Origin of the sequence: Streptomyces panaciradicis, from assembly GCF_023516615.1 — a bacterium.
In the GTDB taxonomy this organism is placed as follows: Bacteria; Actinomycetota; Actinomycetes; order Streptomycetales; family Streptomycetaceae; genus Streptomyces; species Streptomyces panaciradicis.
The window spans coordinates 46234-62408 of sequence record NZ_JAMGBF010000020.1 but is presented as its reverse complement, the minus strand read 5'-3'; the positions used below and the strand labels follow the sequence as shown (position 1 = coordinate 62408).

Here is a 16175-nt window from a genome sequence, read left to right as displayed (position 1 = left end):
AAGGCCCGGCCCGTAGGGTCATGCGCTGTACCTGGCGTGGCACGGACCCCGCTCGACGGGTCCCTGCTCGCGCGGGGACGCCTGACGGTCCCGCCGCGCCGACCGCAGCGACGAAGGAGTCAGCGCGTGCTCGACCAAGGCGCACCCCCGCACAGCAGTACCACCGAAGCCCCGCCGTCCCCGGGCCTCGGCGCGCGCCTCATGCGTCGCAAGCCGGTGGAACGCCTGGTCGCGGAGGGCGGTCAGGGCGAGGGCGGCAGTCTGCGCCGGTCCCTCGGGCTCTGGCAGCTCACCATGATCAGCATCGGTGCCACCCTGGGCACCGGCATCTTCGTGGTCCTCGGCGAGGCCGTCCCCAAGGCCGGCCCGGCCGTCACCCTCTCCTTCGTCATAGCCGGCCTGACCGCGCTGTTCTCGGCGCTGTCCTACGCCGAACTCGCCGGCACCATCCCCGTCTCCGGCTCCTCGTACTCGTACGCATACGCAACGATGGGCGAGCTGATCGCCTGGATCTGCGGCTGGTGCCTGGTGCTCGAGTACGGCGTGTCCGTGGCGGCCGTCGCCGTCGGTTGGGGCGAATACCTCAACGAACTCCTCGACGGCACCATCGGCGTCACCATCCCCGACGCCCTGTCCGCGCCCCCCGGCGACGGCGGCGTCTTCAACCTGCCCGCGCTGATCGTCGTGCTGCTCGCCATGGCGTTCCTGCTCGGCGGCGCCCGGGAGTCGGCCCGCGCCAACACGATCATGGTGTGCGTGAAGATCGCCGCGCTGGTGCTGTTCTGCGCCATCGGCGTCCAGGGCTTCCGCTCCGGCAACTACGCGCACTTCATGCCGCTGGGCATGGCCGGTGTGAGCGCCGCCGGGGCCACGCTGTTCTTCTCCTACATCGGCTTCGACGCCGCCTCCACCGCCGGTGAGGAGGCCAAGGACGCCCAGCGCGACCTGCCCCGCGCCATCATGCTGTCGCTGGTCATCGTCACCGCGCTGTACGTCCTCGTCGCCGCCGTCGCCGTCGGCGCCAAGCCCTGGCGGCGGTTCAACGACTCCGAGGCCGCGCTCGCCCAGATCATGCGCGACGTCACCGGGCAGACCTTCTGGGGCACCCTGCTCGCCGCCTGCGCCGTCATCGCCATCGCCAGCGTCGTGCTGACCGTCCTGTACGGCCAGACCCGCATCCTCTTCGCGATGTCCCGCGACGGCCTGGTGCCCAAGGTGTTCGCCAAGGTCCACCCCAAGACCGGCACCCCCCGCGCCAACACCGTGATCGTCTCGCTGTTCTGCGGTGTCCTCGCCGCCGCGATCCCGCTCGGCCAGCTCGCCGACGCCACCAGCATCGGCACCCTGTTCGCCTTCGCCCTGGTCAACATCGCCGTCGTGGTGCTGCGCCGCACCCGCCCGCACATGAACCGCACCTTCCGCGTCCCGCTCTCGCCCGTCCTGCCCGCGCTCGGCTTCGGCTTCTGCGTGTGGATGATGGGCAGCCTGTCCGCCGTCACCTGGGTGGTCTTCGGTGTCTGGATGGCCGTCGGGCTCGTGTTCTACTTCGGGTACGGCCACCGCCGCTCCCGACTCGCAACGCCTGAAAGCTGAACGACCCACCGTGCTGAACGATCTCGACGAACGCATCGTGCACGCCCTCGCCGAGGACGCCCGCCGCTCCTTCGCGGACATCGGGCAACTGGTCGGCCTGTCCGCGCCCGCCGTCAAGCGGCGCGTGGACCGGCTGCGCGCCACCGGGGCCATCACCGGCTTCACCGTCCGCGTCGACCCCTCGGCCCTCGGCTGGGAGACCGAGGGGTTCGTCGAGATCTACTGCCGGCACAACACCTCGCCGGAGACCATCCGGCGCGGTCTGGAGCGCTACCAGGAGGTCGTGGCCGCGTCGACCGTCACCGGCGACGCGGACGCGATCGTCCAGGTCTTCGCCTCCGACATGCGGCACTTCGAGCGGGTGCTGGAGCGGATCGCCGGGGAGCCCTTCGTGGAGCGCACCAAGTCCGTCCTGGTGCTGTCGCCGCTGCTGCGCCGCTTCTCCTCGGGCTCACCCACCTGACGCCTCCGCCCGGCGCCGGACCGTCGCCAGCAGGCGTCCGGTCAGCAGCGCGTGCGCGCCCGTGCCGATGACCAGCAGCCGGTAGAGGGCGCCCCCGGGCCCGGGGAACCGGGCCCGGGTCTCGGCCCGCAGCCGGGTCCGCCCGCTCCCGGCCGACTCCAGACGGAAGACCAGGGCGTACGTCGAGAAGTGGTGCCGGCCGACGAGGACCAGCTCCCGTCCCGGAACCGCGTCGGCCACCCGGAACCCGGGGAACGCCGACCCCCGGGCGAGGGGCCGGGGCCCGGACGCCGTCCGGTCGGCGACGCCGACGAGACGGGCGTAGCGGGCGGAGCGCGGTCGCCCGAAGGACCGCTCCAGGCTCTCGCCGAGCGCGTGCCAGACGGCACCGTCCCCGGCCGCGACCACCGTCGCGTGCTCGTCGATCCTCGGCAACTCCTGGACGTTCACCGCACCCTCCGCATTCTCGCTGGGCGTAGCGCCCGGAACTCTCTAGCATCGGTCGCATGACCTGGCGACATTGATCCACCGACCGGGCCTCCCGAGGGCCGCCTCGGACGCCGTACCCACGACGTCCGAACCGCCCCTCAGGGAAGGCCACATGACACTCTCCTCCACCCGTCCGCCCGCGACCGCCATCCGCCGGCTGACGACCACCCTGTACGGCTACTCGTTCCTGGACGAGTGCGTGCTGCTCTACCCGGTGTACACGCTGCTGTTCAGCGACACCGGGCTGTCCGTCTGGCAGATCTCCTCCCTGTTCGCCCTGTGGTCGCTCACCGGCGTGCTGCTGGAGGTGCCCTCCGGCGCCTGGGCCGACGCCGTCTCGCGGCGGCTGCTGCTGTGGCTGGGCCCGCTGCTGACCGCCGCCGGCTTCGCGCTGTGGGTGCTCGTGCCGTCGTACGGGGCCTTCGCCGTGGGCTTCGTGCTGTGGGGCGCGCGCGGAGCGTTCGTCTCCGGGGCGCTGGAGGCCCTGGTGTACGAGGAGCTGGAGCGGCTCGGTGCGGCCGAGCGGTACGCCGGTCTCATGGGCCGGTCCCGGGCGGTGGGCCTGGTCGCGGTCATGACGGCGATGGGGCTCGCCGGGCCCGTCCTCGCCCGGGGCGGCTACGGCGCCGTCGGCGCGGCGAGCGTGCTGGCCTGCGTGGCGTCCGCGGTGACGGCGACCGCGTTCCCCGAGCACCGGTCCGCCGCCGCGGACGACGCCGGGAGCGGTGCCGCGACCCTGCGGGCCGGGCTCGCGCGCATCCGGCGCGAGCCCTCGGTGCGCGGGGCGATCCTGCTCGTGCCTTCCGTGGCCGCCGTGTGGGGCGCGCTGGACGAGTACACGCCGCTGCTGGTGCGGGAGACCGGGGTGCCCGACGCCCGGGTGCCCTACCTGCTCCTGCTGATCTGGGCGGGCGCCACGGCCGGCAGCCTCCTCGCCGGCCGCTTCGAACGCCTGGGAATCAGGGGGCTGGCCTGGCTCCTCGGGGTGGCCGCCGTCGCCCTCGCCGCGGGCGCGGCCGCCGGGACACCGCTCGCCCTCGGGCTGGTGGCCGTCGCCTTCGGCGGCTTCCAGCTCGCGACCGTCCTCGCCGACGTCCGCCTCCAGCGGCGCCTCGACGACACCGGCCGCGCCACCCTCACCTCGGTCGCCGGCCTGGGCACGGAACTGGTCACGGTCGCGGTGTACGCCGGATACGCGGCGATCGCGTCCGGGGCCGCCCACAGCACGGCCTTCGTGCTGTTCTCGCTGCCGTACGCGCTGACGGCGCTCGTCCTGGCGTTCCGCGCCCGTACCAGGGTGCGCAACGAATCGCCGCGTCGGGGCTGTCGTACGCAATGAACCGCTCACCGGCGCGCAACGGCTCCTTCTTGCTGGTCGGGGCCCGCCGACCGTACCTTCTAAATGGCCCTTACACCCCTGCGCACCGTCGAGGAACACGCATGCGTACCGCCCTGCTCCAGAGCTCCGGCCGCCCCGGATCCGTCGCCGAGAACCTCAAGGTCCTCGACGCGGCCGCGAGCCGTGCCGCCGCCGGGGGCGCCGCGCTGCTGGCCGCGCCGGAGATGTTCCTCACCGGGTACGCGATCGGCGACGACATCGCGCGTCTCGCCGAGCCCGCCGACGGGGACTCCGCGGACGCGGTCGCCGACATCGCCGGGCGGCACGGGCTCGCGATCGCCTACGGATACCCGGAGCGCGACGGCGAGACGGTGTTCAACTCCGCGCAGCTGATCTCCGCCGACGGCACGCGGCTCGCGAACTACCGCAAGACCCACCTCTTCGGCGCCGCCGAGCGCGAGCACTTCACCCCGGGCGAGCAGTCCCTCGTCCAGGCCCGGCTCGGCGGCCTCACCGTCGGCCTCATGATCTGCTACGACGTGGAGTTCCCCGAGAACGCCCGCGCCCACGCCCTGGCCGGCACCGACCTGCTCGTGGTGCCGACGGCGAACATGCACCCGTTCCAGTTCGTCGCCGAGTCGATGGTTCCGGTGCGGGCCTGGGAGAACCAGATGTACGTCGCCTACGTCAACCGGGTCGGCCCGGAGGGCGAGTTCGAGTTCTTCGGGCTGTCCGCCCTCGCCGGGCCCGACGGCATCGCCCGCACCCGCGCCGGCCGCGGTGAGGAACTGGTCGTCGCCGACGTCGACCCCGCCTTCCTCGCCGCCTCCCGCGAGGCGAACCCGTACCTGAAGGACCGCCGCCCCGGTCTGTACCGGTCGCTCGTCTGAACACCCCTTCCCAGCCCTCACCAGCAGTTCTCGCAAGGAGTCCGTACCCCATGACGTCCACCGTGCCCAACGCCGTCGAGCATGCGGACGAGCAGCAGCTGCCGCCGATCACCATGTTCGGTCCGGACTTCCCCTACGCCTACGACGACTTCCTCGCCCACCCGGCGGGCCTCGGCCAGATACCGGCGACCGAGCACGGCACCGAGATCGCGGTGATCGGCGGCGGGCTCTCCGGCATCGTGGCCGCGTACGAGCTGATGAAGATGGGCCTGAAGCCGGTCGTCTACGAGGCCGACCAGATCGGCGGCCGGCTGCGCACCGTCGGCTTCGACGGCCCCAGCACCGACGGCCTGACCGCCGAGATGGGCGCGATGCGCTTCCCGCCCTCCTCGACCGCCCTCCAGCACTACATCGACCTGGTCGATCTGGAGACCCGCCCCTTCCCCAACCCCCTCGCCGAGGTGACCCCTTCGACGGTCGTCGACCTCAAGGGCGAGTCGCACTACGCCGAGACGATCGAGGACCTGCCGCAGGTCTACCGCGATGTCGCCGACGCCTGGAACAGGTGCCTCGAAGAGGGCGCCGACTTCTCCGACATGAACCGCGCGCTGCGCGAGCGGGACGTGCCGCGCATCCGCGAGATCTGGGGCCGGCTCGTCGAGAAGCTCGACAACCAGACCTTCTACGGCTTCCTCTGCGACTCGGAGGCCTTCAAGTCCTTCCGGCACCGCGAGATCTTCGGCCAGGTCGGCTTCGGCACCGGCGGCTGGGACACCGACTTCCCCAACTCCATCCTGGAGATCCTGCGGGTCGTCTACACCGAGGCCGACGACCACCACCGCGGGATCGTCGGCGGCTCCCAGCAGCTGCCGCTGCGGCTGTGGGAGCGCGCGCCCGGGAAGCTCGTCCACTGGGCCCAGGGCACCTCGCTGGCGACCCTGCACGTGAACGGCGAGCCCCGCCCGGCCGTCACCCGCCTGCACCGCGCGGCCGGCAACCGGATCACCGTCACCGACGCGGCCGGCGACATCCGCACCTACAAGGCGGCCGTCTTCACCGCCCAGTCCTGGATGCTGCTGTCGAAGATCGCCTGTGACGACTCGCTCTTCCCGATCGACCACTGGACCGCCATCGAGCGCACCCACTACATGGAGTCCAGCAAGCTCTTCGTGCCCGTGGACCGGCCGTTCTGGCTGGACAAGGACGAGGAGACCGGCCGGGACGTCATGTCGATGACGCTCACCGACCGCATGACGCGCGGTACCTATCTGCTGGACGACGGTCCGGACAAGCCGGCCGTGATCTGCCTGTCGTACACCTGGTGCGACGACAGCCTGAAGTGGCTGCCGCTGTCCGCGAACGAGCGGATGGAGGTCATGCTGAAGTCGCTCGGCGAGATCTATCCCAAGGTCGACATCAGGAAGCACATCATCGGCAACCCGGTGACCGTCTCCTGGGAGAACGAGCCGTACTTCATGGGCGCGTTCAAGGCCAACCTGCCCGGCCACTACCGCTACCAGCGGCGCCTGTTCACGCACTTCATGCAGGACCGGCTGCCCGAGGAGAAGCGGGGCATCTTCCTCGCCGGCGATGACATCTCCTGGACGGCCGGCTGGGCCGAGGGCGCCGTCCAGACCGCGCTGAACGCGGTCTGGGGCGTCATGCACCACCTCGGCGGCTCGACCGACCCGTCCAACCCGGGCCCGGGCGACCTCTACGACGAGATCGCCCCGGTCGAACTGCCCGAGGACTAGGACCCGCCGGGGCTAGATCCCGGCGGCGCGGACCGCTTCGTGGATCTCGGCGGCCACGTCCTTGAGCTCCTCGGCGTCCCGGGCGCTGCCCTGGAGCTCGAAGAAGAACGCGTCGAGGCCGGTGCCGTCGACGTGGGCCGCGAGGTCCTCGACGATCTGCGCGGTGCTGCCCTGGAAGGGGGAGCGGTCCGCGCCGTCGTACGCCTTCGGGGAGTGCCGGGCGTTGATCCGCACCACCGTCTCGATCGGCTCGGTGCGGCCGCGCTCGGCCGCCAGGTCCTGCAACTGCCGCCACTGCGCGGCCAGTTGCTCGACCCCCATGGCGATGGGCATCCAGCCGTCGGCGCGGTCGACGAGCCGGGTCATCGCCTTCCTGCTGTTGGTGGGCAGCAGGATCGGGATCGGCCGGGCGGGCTTGGGTGCCACCACGGCCGAGGCGATCTTCGTGATCCGGCCCTCGTACGTCACCGGGTCCGGGCCCCACACCGCCCGGCAGACGCCGATGATCTCGTCCAGGACCCGGCCCCGCTCCTCGAACGGCGCCACGCCGGCCGCGGCGTACTCGTCGAGGGACCAGCCCGTGCCGAGGCCCGCCAGCACCCGGCCGCCGCTCGCCGCGTCGAGCGTCGCGAGGGACTTGGCCAGCTGGAAGGGGTTGTGCAGCGGCGCCACCAGGATGCTCGTGCCGAGCCGGGCCCGCTCGGTCGACGCGGCCGCCAGGGTCAGCGTCACCAGGGGGTCGGGAACCCCGCGGTACATGTCGGGCCACGCCAGCCCCTCGATGCCGTACAGGCCCTGGGTCGCGGGCTCGGGGAACAGGGCCCGCTCGTAGACCCACAGGCTCTCGTACCCGATCCGTTCGGCGGCGCGGGCCACGTCGGGCACGTCCCGTCCGATGTCGTACTGCCGCGCTTGGGGAAGGCTCAGTCCCAGCCGGATGGCCATGCGTACGCTCCTTTGCGTCGGTACAACGGTCAACTTAATCGGGGAGCGGCGTCAGCAACATGCGGCCCGCGAAGCCGACGGCCGTATCCAGCCGTTCGGTGAACTCCTCGGCCACGTCGGGCAGTCGGCGCAGTGCCCACAGGGCCCGCGCGGCCGTCCAGGTGGCCTCCCGGGCCCGCTCCAGGCTCCACGACCCCAGCAGGTGGGTGAGCGGGTCGGCGACCTGGAGGAGGTCGGGGCCCGGCATCAGCTCTTCGCGGATGCGCTCCTCCAGCGAGACGAGGAGGTCGCCCACGCGGTCGAACTCGTCCTCCAGATCGGCCGGTTCGCAGCGCAGGCTACGGCAGCTGTCCACCACGGCGAGCGCCAGGTCGTGCCCGATGTGCGCGTTGATGCCCGCGAGCGCGAACTGCAGCGGACGTACCCCGGGATGCCGGCGGAACTGGAACAGGGGCCGCCAGCAGGCGGGCGGACGCCGTCCGTCGGACACCGTGTCGACGGCGGCGAGATAGCGCTCCGCGAACCGCACGTCCAGGGTGATCGCCGCCCGGGCGTCCGGGAAGCGGCCGGCGTCGATCCGGCGGTCGACGGCCTCGGTGACGGCGAGGTAGACGCGGTTGAACACCGCGATCCCGTCCCGCTCGGGCAGGGCCGCGTCGAGGGCGCGCATACGCGAGACCACCGCGTCCACGGTCGGGTCGAACTGTTGCAGTTGCGGCATGGGGGAAGGGTCCCAGTCCTACGCTGACCGCAGTGGCGGCGGGCCCGAGGCTTCCCCGAAACGGGGGAACGCCCCGCCGTGGGGGAGGGGGAGCGACGCGGTGTCAGGCTTGCGCGCCCAGCGTCTGGCAGCCCGCCGGGCCCGGCGCGCACGCGCCCGGCGCGCCGCGATGGTCGCGGCGGCCTCGGCGGTGGTCGCCGTGGCGACGGTGACCGGAGCGATCTCCGCGCTCGACGACGGCCGCGGCGCCGATGCGGCGAGGTCCACGGCGAGCGGTTCGCCGCACCTCGACCGGCGGACGGCGGCGCCCTCCCCGTCCGCCGCCACCCCATCCCCCTCGCCGACCCCGACTTCGCCCGTTTCGTCACCGGGCCGGACCGCCTCCGCGCCCACGGCGTCCAAGAAGAAGCAGCCCTCCCCGGCCGTCTCCGCCCTCCTCTACCGCCATCCCGACTCCCACGTCCTGGACTGGGTCCGCGCCCACCCGACCGATCCGCGTACGCCGGTCATCCAGTCCCGGATCGCCGACCGGCCCGCCGCGGTGTGGCTCACCGACCCCTCGCCGTCGGCCGTCGCCTCCCAGGTCCGCGCGGTCACCTCGGGCGCCGCCGCGCAGCGCCGGGTGCCGGTGCTCGTGGCGTACGCGATCCCGGACCGCGACTGCGGCGGGGCCTCCCGGGGCGGGGTGCCGGATCTCGCCGCCTACGACGGCTGGATCGACGCGTTCGCGTCCGGCCTCGGCTCCGGCGAGGTGGTCGTCGTGCTGGAGCCCGACTCCCTCGCCCAGGCCGGCTGCCTGTCCGCCGCCCGGCGTGCCGCGCGTCTCGCGTCGCTGGCCCGCGCGGGCCGCGTCCTGAAGGCCGCCGACCCCGAGGCCCGGGTCTACTACGACGCCGGCCACTCCGGCTGGCACCCCGCCGGGGTGCAGGCGGCCCTGCTCCGGCAGGCGGGCGCCGCCTCACCGGCGTCCTCCGACGGGATCTTCAGCAACGTCTCCAACTTCCGTCCGACCTCGGACGAGATCACCTACGACCGCCGGGTCCTGGACGCCCTCGGCGGCCCCGCGCGCCTCGGCGCCGTCATCGACACCAGCCGCAACGGCAACGGCGCCCCGGCCGACGGCTCCTGGTGCGACCCGGCCGGCCGCAGACTCGGGCAGGCGCCGACGCTGCGCACCGGGCAGGCGCGGGTCGACGCCTACCTGTGGGTGAAGCTGCCGGGGGAGTCCGACGGGTGCAAGGGGGCGCCGGGGACGTTCAGCCCGTCGTACGCCTACGCCTTGGCCTCGTCGTAGGAGGAGGTGCCCTCGTCGAGCAGCGGTTCCTGCCGCTTGAGGTGGGCGGGGGCCAGGGCGCGCAGCGCGTGGTAGCCGGTGATGACGACGATCGTCCCCAGCGCGATGCCGCTGAGGGAGAAGTGGTCGGAGAACTTCATGGTCACGTCGCCGACGCCGATGATGATGCCCGCGGCGGCCGGGACCAGGTTGAGCGGATTGCGCAGGTCCACCCGGGCGTTGGTCCAGATCTGCGCGCCGAGCAGGCCGATCATGCCGTACAGGATGACGGTGATGCCGCCGAGGACGCCGCCCGGGATCGCGGCGACGACCGCGCCGAACTTCGGGCACAGGCCGAACAGGAGGGCGAAGCCGGCGGCGGCCCAGTAGGCGGCGGTGGAGTAGACGCGGGTCGCGGCCATCACGCCGATGTTCTCGGAGTACGTGGTGTTGGGCGGGCCGCCGAGCGCCGTGGACAGCATGGAGCCCACGCCGTCGGCCGAGATCGCCGTGCCGAGCCTGTCGTCGAGCGGGTCACCGGTCATCTCGCCGACCGCCTTGACGTGGCCGGCGTTCTCCGCGACCAGGGCGATGACGACGGGGAGCGCGACGAGGACCGCCGACCACTGGAAGGTCGGCCCGTGGAAGGACGGCAGGCCGATCCAGTCCGCCTTGCCGACGCCGGAGAGGTCCAGCCGCCAGTGGTCGGTGACCTTGCCGCTCGCGTCGGCCGAGTGGATGCGGCCGAAGATCCGGTCGAAGGCCCACGAGATGCCGTACCCGAAGACCAGCCCCAGGAAGATCGCGATCCGTGACCAGAAGCCGCGCAGACCGACGACCGCCAGCGCGGTGAAGACCATGACCAGCAGGGCCGTCCACTGGTCCTGCGGCCAGTAGGTGGAGGCCGTCACGGGCGCCAGGTTGAAGCCGATCAGCATCACCACCGCGCCGGTGACCACCGGCGGCATCGCGGCGTGGATGATCCGCGCGCCGAACCGCTGCACGGCGAGACCGACCAGGAACAGCGCGAAGCCGACGACGAGGACCGCGCCGGTGACGGTGGCGCTCGTGCCGCCCTGCGCGCGGATCACGGCCGCCACGCCGACGAACGACAGCGAGCAGCCCAGGTAGCTCGGCACCCGGCCGCGCGTGGCCAGCAGGAAGATCACCGTCGCGACGCCCGACATCATGATCGCGAGGTTGGGGTCCAGGCCCATCAGCACCGGCGCCACGAAGGACGCGCCGAACATCGCCACGACGTGCTGGGCGCCGAGGCCGACGGTGCGGGGCCAGGAGAGCCGTTCGTCGGGGCGTACCACCGCTCCGGGCGCGGGCGACCGCCCGTCTCCGTGCAGTTTCCAGCGCACGCCGAGGTCCATGGTGAGGGTTCGCTTTCTTCGTACCTGAAGTCTTGTCCGGACCATTGTCACGGGTACCTCGGGCTTCTACGCTCGCACGGTCCCCCTCGTGAACGACGTTCACATTTCTGACCGCTCCTCGATGGGATGGATCGGAGTCCGGATGAGTGGAAGATCCCGCACGGCCGTGCTGCTCGCGACGGTGGTGACCCTCGCGGTCGCCCTGGTCCCCTCCGCGCACGCGAGCCCCAGGGCGCCCGCGACCGTCGTCCTCGACGGCGCCCGACTCCAGCGGACGAAAGCCCTCCTCGACGACGGCGACCCGCAACTCCGGCGGGAACTGGCGGCGTTGACCTCCCGCGCCGACGACTGGCTGCACCAGGGCCCCTGGACGGTCGTCGACAAGCCCCGGCCCACCCCGGGCGGCGACCCCCACGACTACCTCAGCCAGGCCCCCTACTGGTGGCCCACCACCACCCCCACCGCCGACAACCCCTGGGGCTGCCCGTACGTCCAGAAGGACGGACAGCGCAATCCCGAGGTCGACACCGGCACCGACCGCCAGGACGCCGAGAAGGTCTTCGACTCGACCTACGACCTCGCGCTGGCCTGGTACTACACGGGCCGGAAGGTCTACGCCGAGAAGGCTGCCGGGATCCTGCGCACCTGGTTCCTGGACCCGGCCACCCGGATGAACCCGAACCTGGACCACGCCCAGTTCATCCCGTGCAGGTACGACGGCCGGGCCATCGGGATCATCGACTTCTCCCAGTCGTACACGAGCGTCCTGGACGCCCAGGCACTCCTGGCCGGCGGGGCGCCCGGCTGGAGCGCAGAGGACCGCGCCGCGATGCGCCGGTGGAACACCGACTTCCGCGACTGGCTGGAGAACAGCGACTTCGGCAGGCAGGAGGGAGCGGCCGCCAACAACCACGGCACCTTCTACGACCTGCAGCTCGCCGCCCTCGCCCGCGCCACCGGCGACCGGGCGCTGGCCCGGCGGACGGTCCTCGACGCACGGACCCGGCGCATCGACCCGCAGATCGCCGCCGACGGCAGTCAGCCGCAGGAGCTCGCGCGGACCCGGAGCTGGCACTACTCCACCTTCGACCTGGTCGCCTACACCCGGCTCGCGGCGATCGGCCGGCACGTCGGCGTGGATCTGTGGGCCTACCGGGGGCCGCAGGGGCAGAGCCTGTCCAAGGCCGTCGACTACCTGCTGCCCGCCGCCACCGCGGCCGCGCAATGGCCGCACCCGGAGCTGGAGTTCCACCGGTACGCCGCGAGCGACGTCGTGCACGCGGCGGCGGACGCGGGCGACGAAGCGGCCCGCGCGGCCGTAGGGAAGCTTCAGGCCCCGCCCGGCGGCGACCTCTGGGCGCTGCGCCCGGCGGCCGAGCAGCTGGACTCGATCGCGGGCTGACCAGGCCCTTCCCGACCGGGACTCCTGAGCGTCCGCTTAGGATGGGGTGACCCCACCGCTTCACCCTTGACGTTCAGGAGTCCCACCCGTGACCGCCGAAGCCCCGATCGCCCCCGCCCTGTCGTACGGCCGGCTGATCCCCGTCACCGTCCACTTCGACGACCTGGACGCGCTCGGACTGCTGCACAACGCCCGCTACCCGCTGAAGGTCGAGCAGGCATGGACCGAGCTGTGGCAGGAGCACGGCATCCACTTCGAGGGGGACTGGGCCGCGGCCGGAGACGCCTGCAACGCGGTCAAGGAGCTGACCGTCAGCTACGAGGCGCCGGTGACCCGGCCCGGCGAGTACGCCGTCCACCTGTGGCTGGAACGGCTCGGCAACACCGGCCTGACCTACGGTTTCCGGTTCTGCTCGGCCGACGGGACCGCGACCTACGCGCGGGGCACCCGGGTCCTGGTCCGGCTGGACGCGGCCACGATGCGTCCCGCGCCGTGGAGCGAGACCTTCAGGGCCGCGGGTCGGGCACTGCTGCGGCCTGCGGACTGACCGCGGCACGCACCCCGCGCTCGCCCGTGCGCAGGACGCCCGCGAAGACGGCGAGCCCCGAGGCCAGGACGGTCACCAGTACGAAGGACACCACCAGGCTCGTCGCCTGGGCCACCCCGCCGATCAGACTGGGCGCGATCAGGCCCGAGGTGTAGGTGATGGTGGCGACGCCCGCGATGGCCTGGCTCGGGTTCGGTCCGCTGTGCCCGGCCGCCGCGAAGCACAGCGGCACGACGACGGCGATGCCCAGACCCAGCAGCGCGAAGCCCGTCATCGCCACCGCCGGATGACCCGCCAGGACGATCAGCACGCCGCCGAGCACCGCGAACGCCCCGCCCGCCCGGACCGTGCGGACCGCGCCGAGCCGGTCGACCACCGCGTCGCCCACCAGCCGGGCCGCCGCCATGGTCAGCATGAACCCGGTCGTGCACGCGGCCGCCAGGCCGGCCGAGGTCTCCAGCTGGTCGCGCAGGAAGACCGCCGACCAGTCGAGGCTGGCGCCCTCCGCGAACACCGCGCAGAACCCGACCGCGCCGATCAGCAGCGCGGACTTCGGAGGCAGCGCGAACCGCGGCGGCGGCTCCTCGTCCTCGGCGGGCTGCAGGTCGAGCACCCAGGAGCAGGCCAGGACGCCGAGGAAGGTGAGGGTCGCCGCCGCCAGTGCGAAGTGCAGCCGCGCGTCCGCCCCCAGGTGCGCGGCGAGCGTGCCGCCCGCCGAGCCGATCAGGGCGCCCGCGCTCCACATGCCGTGCAGCCCGGACATGATCGACTTGTTCAGCCGGTGCTCGATCTCCACGCCCAGCGCGTTCATGGCCACGTCCGCCATGCCCGCGCTCGCGCCGTAGACGAACATCGCCAGGCACAGGGTGAGCATGTTCGGCGCGACGGACGGCAGGACGAGGGAGAGCGTCCACAGGGCGATCAGCCCGCGCAGGGCGTTACGGCTGCCGAAGCGGTGGCTGATCCGGCCGGCCAGCGGCATCGAGCAGGAGGCGCCGAACGCGGTGAAGGCGAGCGCGAAGCCCAGCTCGCCCGCGCTGAGGTGCGCGTGCTCCTGGATCCACGGCACCCGGGTCGCGAACGAGCCGGTGACGGCGCCGTGCACGGCGAACACCGCGGCCACGGCGTACCGGGAGCGCCTCACCTCACGCAGGTCCTCTGCCACGTCGCTCATTCTCCGTCCCCTCCCGTTTCTTCCCGGACCTCACTCGCGCCGCGTAAACTATCAGGGTCCCTTCCTGATAGATAGAGGATTACTGGCCGAGCGGGGTCCCGAGCCCCGCCCTCGCGGCCCCGCCGATCTGGAAGGATCCCCGGCATGCCCGCATCCCCCAGCACCGCCCGGGCCATCAACGACCGGCTCGCCCTGCGTCTGCTGCAGCAGGAAGGCCCGTTGACGGCCGGGCAGTTGAAACAGCTCACCGGACTGTCCCGGCCGACGGTCGCCGACCTCGTGGAGCGGCTGACCGAGGCCGCTCTCATCGAGGTGGTCGGAGAGGCGGGGGAGCAGCGCCGCGGACCGAACGCCAGGCTGTACGGGATCGTGGCCGACCGCGCCCGGCTGGCCGCGCTGGACGTGCGCACCGACGGCGTCGCGGTGGTGGTCGCCGACCTGGTGGGGCGGGTGCTGGCCGAGGCGTCGGTGCCGATCGGCGGGGAGACGGGCACGGGCCCGGTGGTGGAGCAGGCGGTGGCGCTGGTCGAGCGCGTCGCGAAGGAGGCCGAGGCGAGCGGTGCGCCGCCGCACGCCGGGGTGCGGGGCTGGGGGAGCCTGCACACCGTGGGCATCGGCGCGCCCGGCCTCATCGACCCCGCCACCGGCGAACTCCGCGACTCCTCGGGGCTGCCCGCCTGGCACCGCCGCCTGGCCGCCGCCCTCCAGGACCGGTTCCCCGAGGCCCATGTGAGCATCGACAACGAGGCCAACCTCGCCGCCCTCGCCGAACAGCGCGACGGCGCGGCCCGCGACCGCGACACGTTCGTCCTGCTCTGGCTGAGCTACGGCACGGGCGCGGCGGTCGTGCTGGACGGCGCGCTGCGCCGGGGGGCCTCCGGCGGCACCGGTGAGATCGGCTTCCTGCCGGTCCCCGGCACGACCGGACTGCCGTCCGCGACGGACTGCGACGGCGGCTTCCACTCCCTGGCCGGCTCGGCGGCCATCACGGAACTGGCCCGCCGGCACGGCGTGAACGTGACGACGACGGGAGAGGAGCCGCCTGCCGCTGCGCTGGTGAGAGCGGCGGTGGAGGCGACGGCGGGGGAGCGGACGCCGAGCGGGCCGGGTCGCTTTCTCGACGAGCTCGCCGACCGGCTCGCCGTGGGGGTGGCCTCCGTCGTGGCGATCCTCGATCCGGGGTGTGTCGTGCTGGGCGGCGAGGTGGGCCAGGCCGGCGGCCAGGAGCTCGCCGCACGGGTGGAGGAACGCGTGCGGCGGATGTCGCCCCTGGTCACCGAGGTCCGGCCGGGCGCCCTGGGCGGCGGCGCCGTACTGCGCGGCGCCCTGCTCACCGCCCGGGACCGGGCCCAGGACGACCTGTTCGCGCCGGCGGAGCGGTGACCCGGTCTATTCCTCCAGCCGCGCCAGGTAGTCCTCGAACGTTCCCTTGCCGACCGCGTGTTGCGAGGTCAGGTGGCCGCCCTCGCGGAAGGCGCGGTACGCCTTGCCGAACAGGGGGACCTGGAGCACGGCGCGGCGGCGCCCGGTCGCCTTGAGCCAGGAACGGGCCAGCGACTCCAGGGTGCGGATCTGCGGACCGCCCATGTCCGCGACCCGCCCGGCGGGCTCGCCCTGCGCCAACTCGGCCAGCCGGTCCGCCACTTCGGCCACCTCGATCGGCTGGTCCGCCACCCTGGCGGGCAGCAGCAGCACCGGCAGCCTGGCCAGCGTCCGGAACAGCATCACGGGCAGGTCGTGGAACTGGGTCGCGCGCAGCACCGTCCAGCCCAGCCCCGACTCCTCCACCGCCTTCTCGACGGCGAGCTTGGCCCGGTAGTACGGGAAGGGCACCCGGTCGACGCCGACGATCGAGATGTAGACCAGATGGCGCACGCCCGCCCGCCGTGCCGCCGCGATCAGGTGCGCCGCCGCCTTCTCGTCCCCGCCGGTCTGCGTGGAGGCGCAGTGCACGACCGTGTCCACGCCGTCGACCGCCGCGTCCAGCCCGGCACCGCCCTCGCGCAGATCGACGGCGTACGGCGGGGTGCGCCGGCTGAGCACGCGCACCTCGTGGCCGTCCGCGCGCAGCCGCTCGGTGACGAGTCGGCCGAGGGTCCCCGTCCCGCCGGTCACCAGAATCGTGGTCATGCCGTCAGTCCCTTCGAACGAGGGCGCTCCCCGCTGGAACGCCCCACGTCAGCTGAGACCGCGCGGCCCCGGCGAA

General features: G+C 73.0%; 15 protein-coding genes. 9 read left to right on the top strand and 6 right to left on the bottom strand.

The genetic code is table 11. The features are described 5' to 3' along the window. Positions 1-126: 126 nt before the first annotated feature. Together M8J74_RS09020 and M8J74_RS09015 are read left to right on the top strand one after the other, a co-directional pair. Positions 127-1593 (top strand): amino acid permease, encoded by a 1467-nt coding sequence (locus M8J74_RS09020; protein ID WP_249835886.1) that lies wholly within the window; start codon positions 127-129, stop codon positions 1591-1593. Positions 1594-1603: 10 nt separating this feature from the next. Continuing rightward, positions 1604-2056 (top strand): Lrp/AsnC family transcriptional regulator, encoded by a 453-nt coding sequence (locus tag M8J74_RS09015; RefSeq protein WP_058926532.1) that lies wholly within the window; start codon positions 1604-1606, stop codon positions 2054-2056. On the opposite strand, the gene M8J74_RS09010 is transcribed toward M8J74_RS09015, so the two are convergent. Then, a complete protein-coding gene (locus tag M8J74_RS09010; RefSeq protein WP_249835885.1) occupies positions 2045-2506 on the bottom strand; it encodes a hypothetical protein in 462 nt (153 codons plus the stop codon). The genes M8J74_RS09015 and M8J74_RS09010 overlap by 12 nt on opposite strands. Before the next feature lie 151 nt (positions 2507-2657). Between M8J74_RS09010 and M8J74_RS09005 the strand changes: the two genes are divergently transcribed. From M8J74_RS09005 to M8J74_RS08995, 3 genes are all read left to right on the top strand, one after another. Continuing rightward, on the top strand, positions 2658-3884 hold the full coding sequence (locus M8J74_RS09005; RefSeq protein ID WP_249835884.1) for an MFS transporter: 1227 nt from the start codon (positions 2658-2660) through the stop codon (positions 3882-3884). A 101-nt stretch (positions 3885-3985) separates the two neighbouring features. Then, positions 3986-4774, top strand: coding sequence for a carbon-nitrogen hydrolase family protein (locus tag M8J74_RS09000; RefSeq protein WP_058926535.1), 789 nt, complete (start codon positions 3986-3988; stop codon positions 4772-4774). Positions 4775-4824: 50 nt separating this feature from the next. After that, a complete protein-coding gene (locus M8J74_RS08995) occupies positions 4825-6528 on the top strand; it encodes a flavin monoamine oxidase family protein (RefSeq protein ID WP_249835883.1) in 1704 nt (567 codons plus the stop codon). A gap of 12 nt (positions 6529-6540) precedes the next feature. Here M8J74_RS08995 and M8J74_RS08990 read toward each other — a convergent pair whose 3' ends face one another. Both M8J74_RS08990 and M8J74_RS08985 read right to left on the bottom strand, forming a co-directional pair. After that, positions 6541-7473 carry an LLM class F420-dependent oxidoreductase gene (locus M8J74_RS08990; RefSeq protein ID WP_249835882.1) on the bottom strand — a complete coding sequence of 311 codons (933 nt, stop codon included), beginning with the start codon at positions 7471-7473 and terminating at the stop codon, positions 6541-6543. 34 nt (positions 7474-7507) lie between these two features. Further along, positions 7508-8194, bottom strand: a complete 687-nt coding sequence (locus M8J74_RS08985) for a DUF5995 family protein (RefSeq protein ID WP_058926538.1) — start codon at positions 8192-8194, stop codon at positions 7508-7510. Between the two features lie 169 nt (positions 8195-8363). Between M8J74_RS08985 and M8J74_RS08980 the strand changes: the two genes are divergently transcribed. Then, a complete protein-coding gene (locus M8J74_RS08980; RefSeq protein WP_249835955.1) occupies positions 8364-9488 on the top strand; it encodes a glycoside hydrolase family 6 protein in 1125 nt (374 codons plus the stop codon). Here M8J74_RS08980 and M8J74_RS08975 read toward each other — a convergent pair. Next, a complete protein-coding gene (locus M8J74_RS08975; RefSeq protein WP_249835881.1) occupies positions 9467-10846 on the bottom strand; it encodes a uracil-xanthine permease family protein in 1380 nt (459 codons plus the stop codon). The genes M8J74_RS08980 and M8J74_RS08975 overlap by 22 nt on opposite strands. A gap of 142 nt (positions 10847-10988) precedes the next feature. Between M8J74_RS08975 and M8J74_RS08970 the strand changes: the two genes are divergently transcribed. Together M8J74_RS08970 and M8J74_RS08965 are read left to right on the top strand one after the other, a co-directional pair. Further along, positions 10989-12248, top strand: coding sequence for an alginate lyase family protein (locus M8J74_RS08970; protein ID WP_249835880.1), 1260 nt, complete (start codon positions 10989-10991; stop codon positions 12246-12248). Positions 12249-12336: 88 nt separating this feature from the next. Beyond that, the gene (locus M8J74_RS08965; RefSeq protein WP_058926541.1) at positions 12337-12795 is read left to right on the top strand and encodes an acyl-CoA thioesterase; all 459 of its coding nucleotides are present in this window, start codon (positions 12337-12339) and stop codon (positions 12793-12795) included. Here M8J74_RS08965 and M8J74_RS08960 read toward each other — a convergent pair. After that, positions 12755-13969: an MFS transporter gene (locus M8J74_RS08960; protein ID WP_249835879.1), complete on the bottom strand. Its 1215-nt coding sequence runs from the start codon at positions 13967-13969 to the stop codon at positions 12755-12757. The two genes, M8J74_RS08965 and M8J74_RS08960, sit on opposite strands and share 41 nt — an antisense overlap. A 144-nt stretch (positions 13970-14113) precedes the next feature. Between M8J74_RS08960 and M8J74_RS08955 the strand changes: the two genes are divergently transcribed. Then, positions 14114-15352, top strand: a complete 1239-nt coding sequence (locus M8J74_RS08955) for an ROK family transcriptional regulator (RefSeq protein ID WP_249835878.1) — start codon at positions 14114-14116, stop codon at positions 15350-15352. Between the two features lie 6 nt (positions 15353-15358). Here M8J74_RS08955 and M8J74_RS08950 read toward each other — a convergent pair whose 3' ends face one another. Next, positions 15359-16099: an SDR family oxidoreductase gene (locus tag M8J74_RS08950; RefSeq protein WP_249835877.1), complete on the bottom strand. Its 741-nt coding sequence runs from the start codon at positions 16097-16099 to the stop codon at positions 15359-15361. Positions 16100-16175: the final 76 nt, after the last annotated feature.

Excerpts from the sequence above, each read along its gene's own strand:
- M8J74_RS08955 (WP_249835878.1), top strand. The coding sequence starts at position 14,114 with ATGCCCGCATCCCCCAGCACCGCCCGGGCCATCAACGACCGGCTCGCC.
- M8J74_RS08980 (WP_249835955.1), top strand. The coding sequence starts at position 8,364 with ATGGTCGCGGCGGCCTCGGCGGTGGTCGCCGTGGCGACGGTGACCGGA.
- M8J74_RS08990 (WP_249835882.1), bottom strand. The coding sequence starts at position 7,473 with ATGGCCATCCGGCTGGGACTGAGCCTTCCCCAAGCGCGGCAGTACGAC.
- M8J74_RS08950 (WP_249835877.1), bottom strand. The coding sequence starts at position 16,099 with ATGACCACGATTCTGGTGACCGGCGGGACGGGGACCCTCGGCCGACTC.
- M8J74_RS08985 (WP_058926538.1), bottom strand. The coding sequence starts at position 8,194 with ATGCCGCAACTGCAACAGTTCGACCCGACCGTGGACGCGGTGGTCTCG.
- M8J74_RS08960 (WP_249835879.1), bottom strand. The coding sequence starts at position 13,969 with ATGAGCGACGTGGCAGAGGACCTGCGTGAGGTGAGGCGCTCCCGGTAC.
- M8J74_RS09000 (WP_058926535.1), top strand. The coding sequence starts at position 3,986 with ATGCGTACCGCCCTGCTCCAGAGCTCCGGCCGCCCCGGATCCGTCGCC.
- M8J74_RS08975 (WP_249835881.1), bottom strand. The coding sequence starts at position 10,846 with ATGGACCTCGGCGTGCGCTGGAAACTGCACGGAGACGGGCGGTCGCCC.
- M8J74_RS09005 (WP_249835884.1), top strand. The coding sequence starts at position 2,658 with ATGACACTCTCCTCCACCCGTCCGCCCGCGACCGCCATCCGCCGGCTG.
- M8J74_RS08995 (WP_249835883.1), top strand. The coding sequence starts at position 4,825 with ATGACGTCCACCGTGCCCAACGCCGTCGAGCATGCGGACGAGCAGCAG.
- M8J74_RS08970 (WP_249835880.1), top strand. The coding sequence starts at position 10,989 with ATGAGTGGAAGATCCCGCACGGCCGTGCTGCTCGCGACGGTGGTGACC.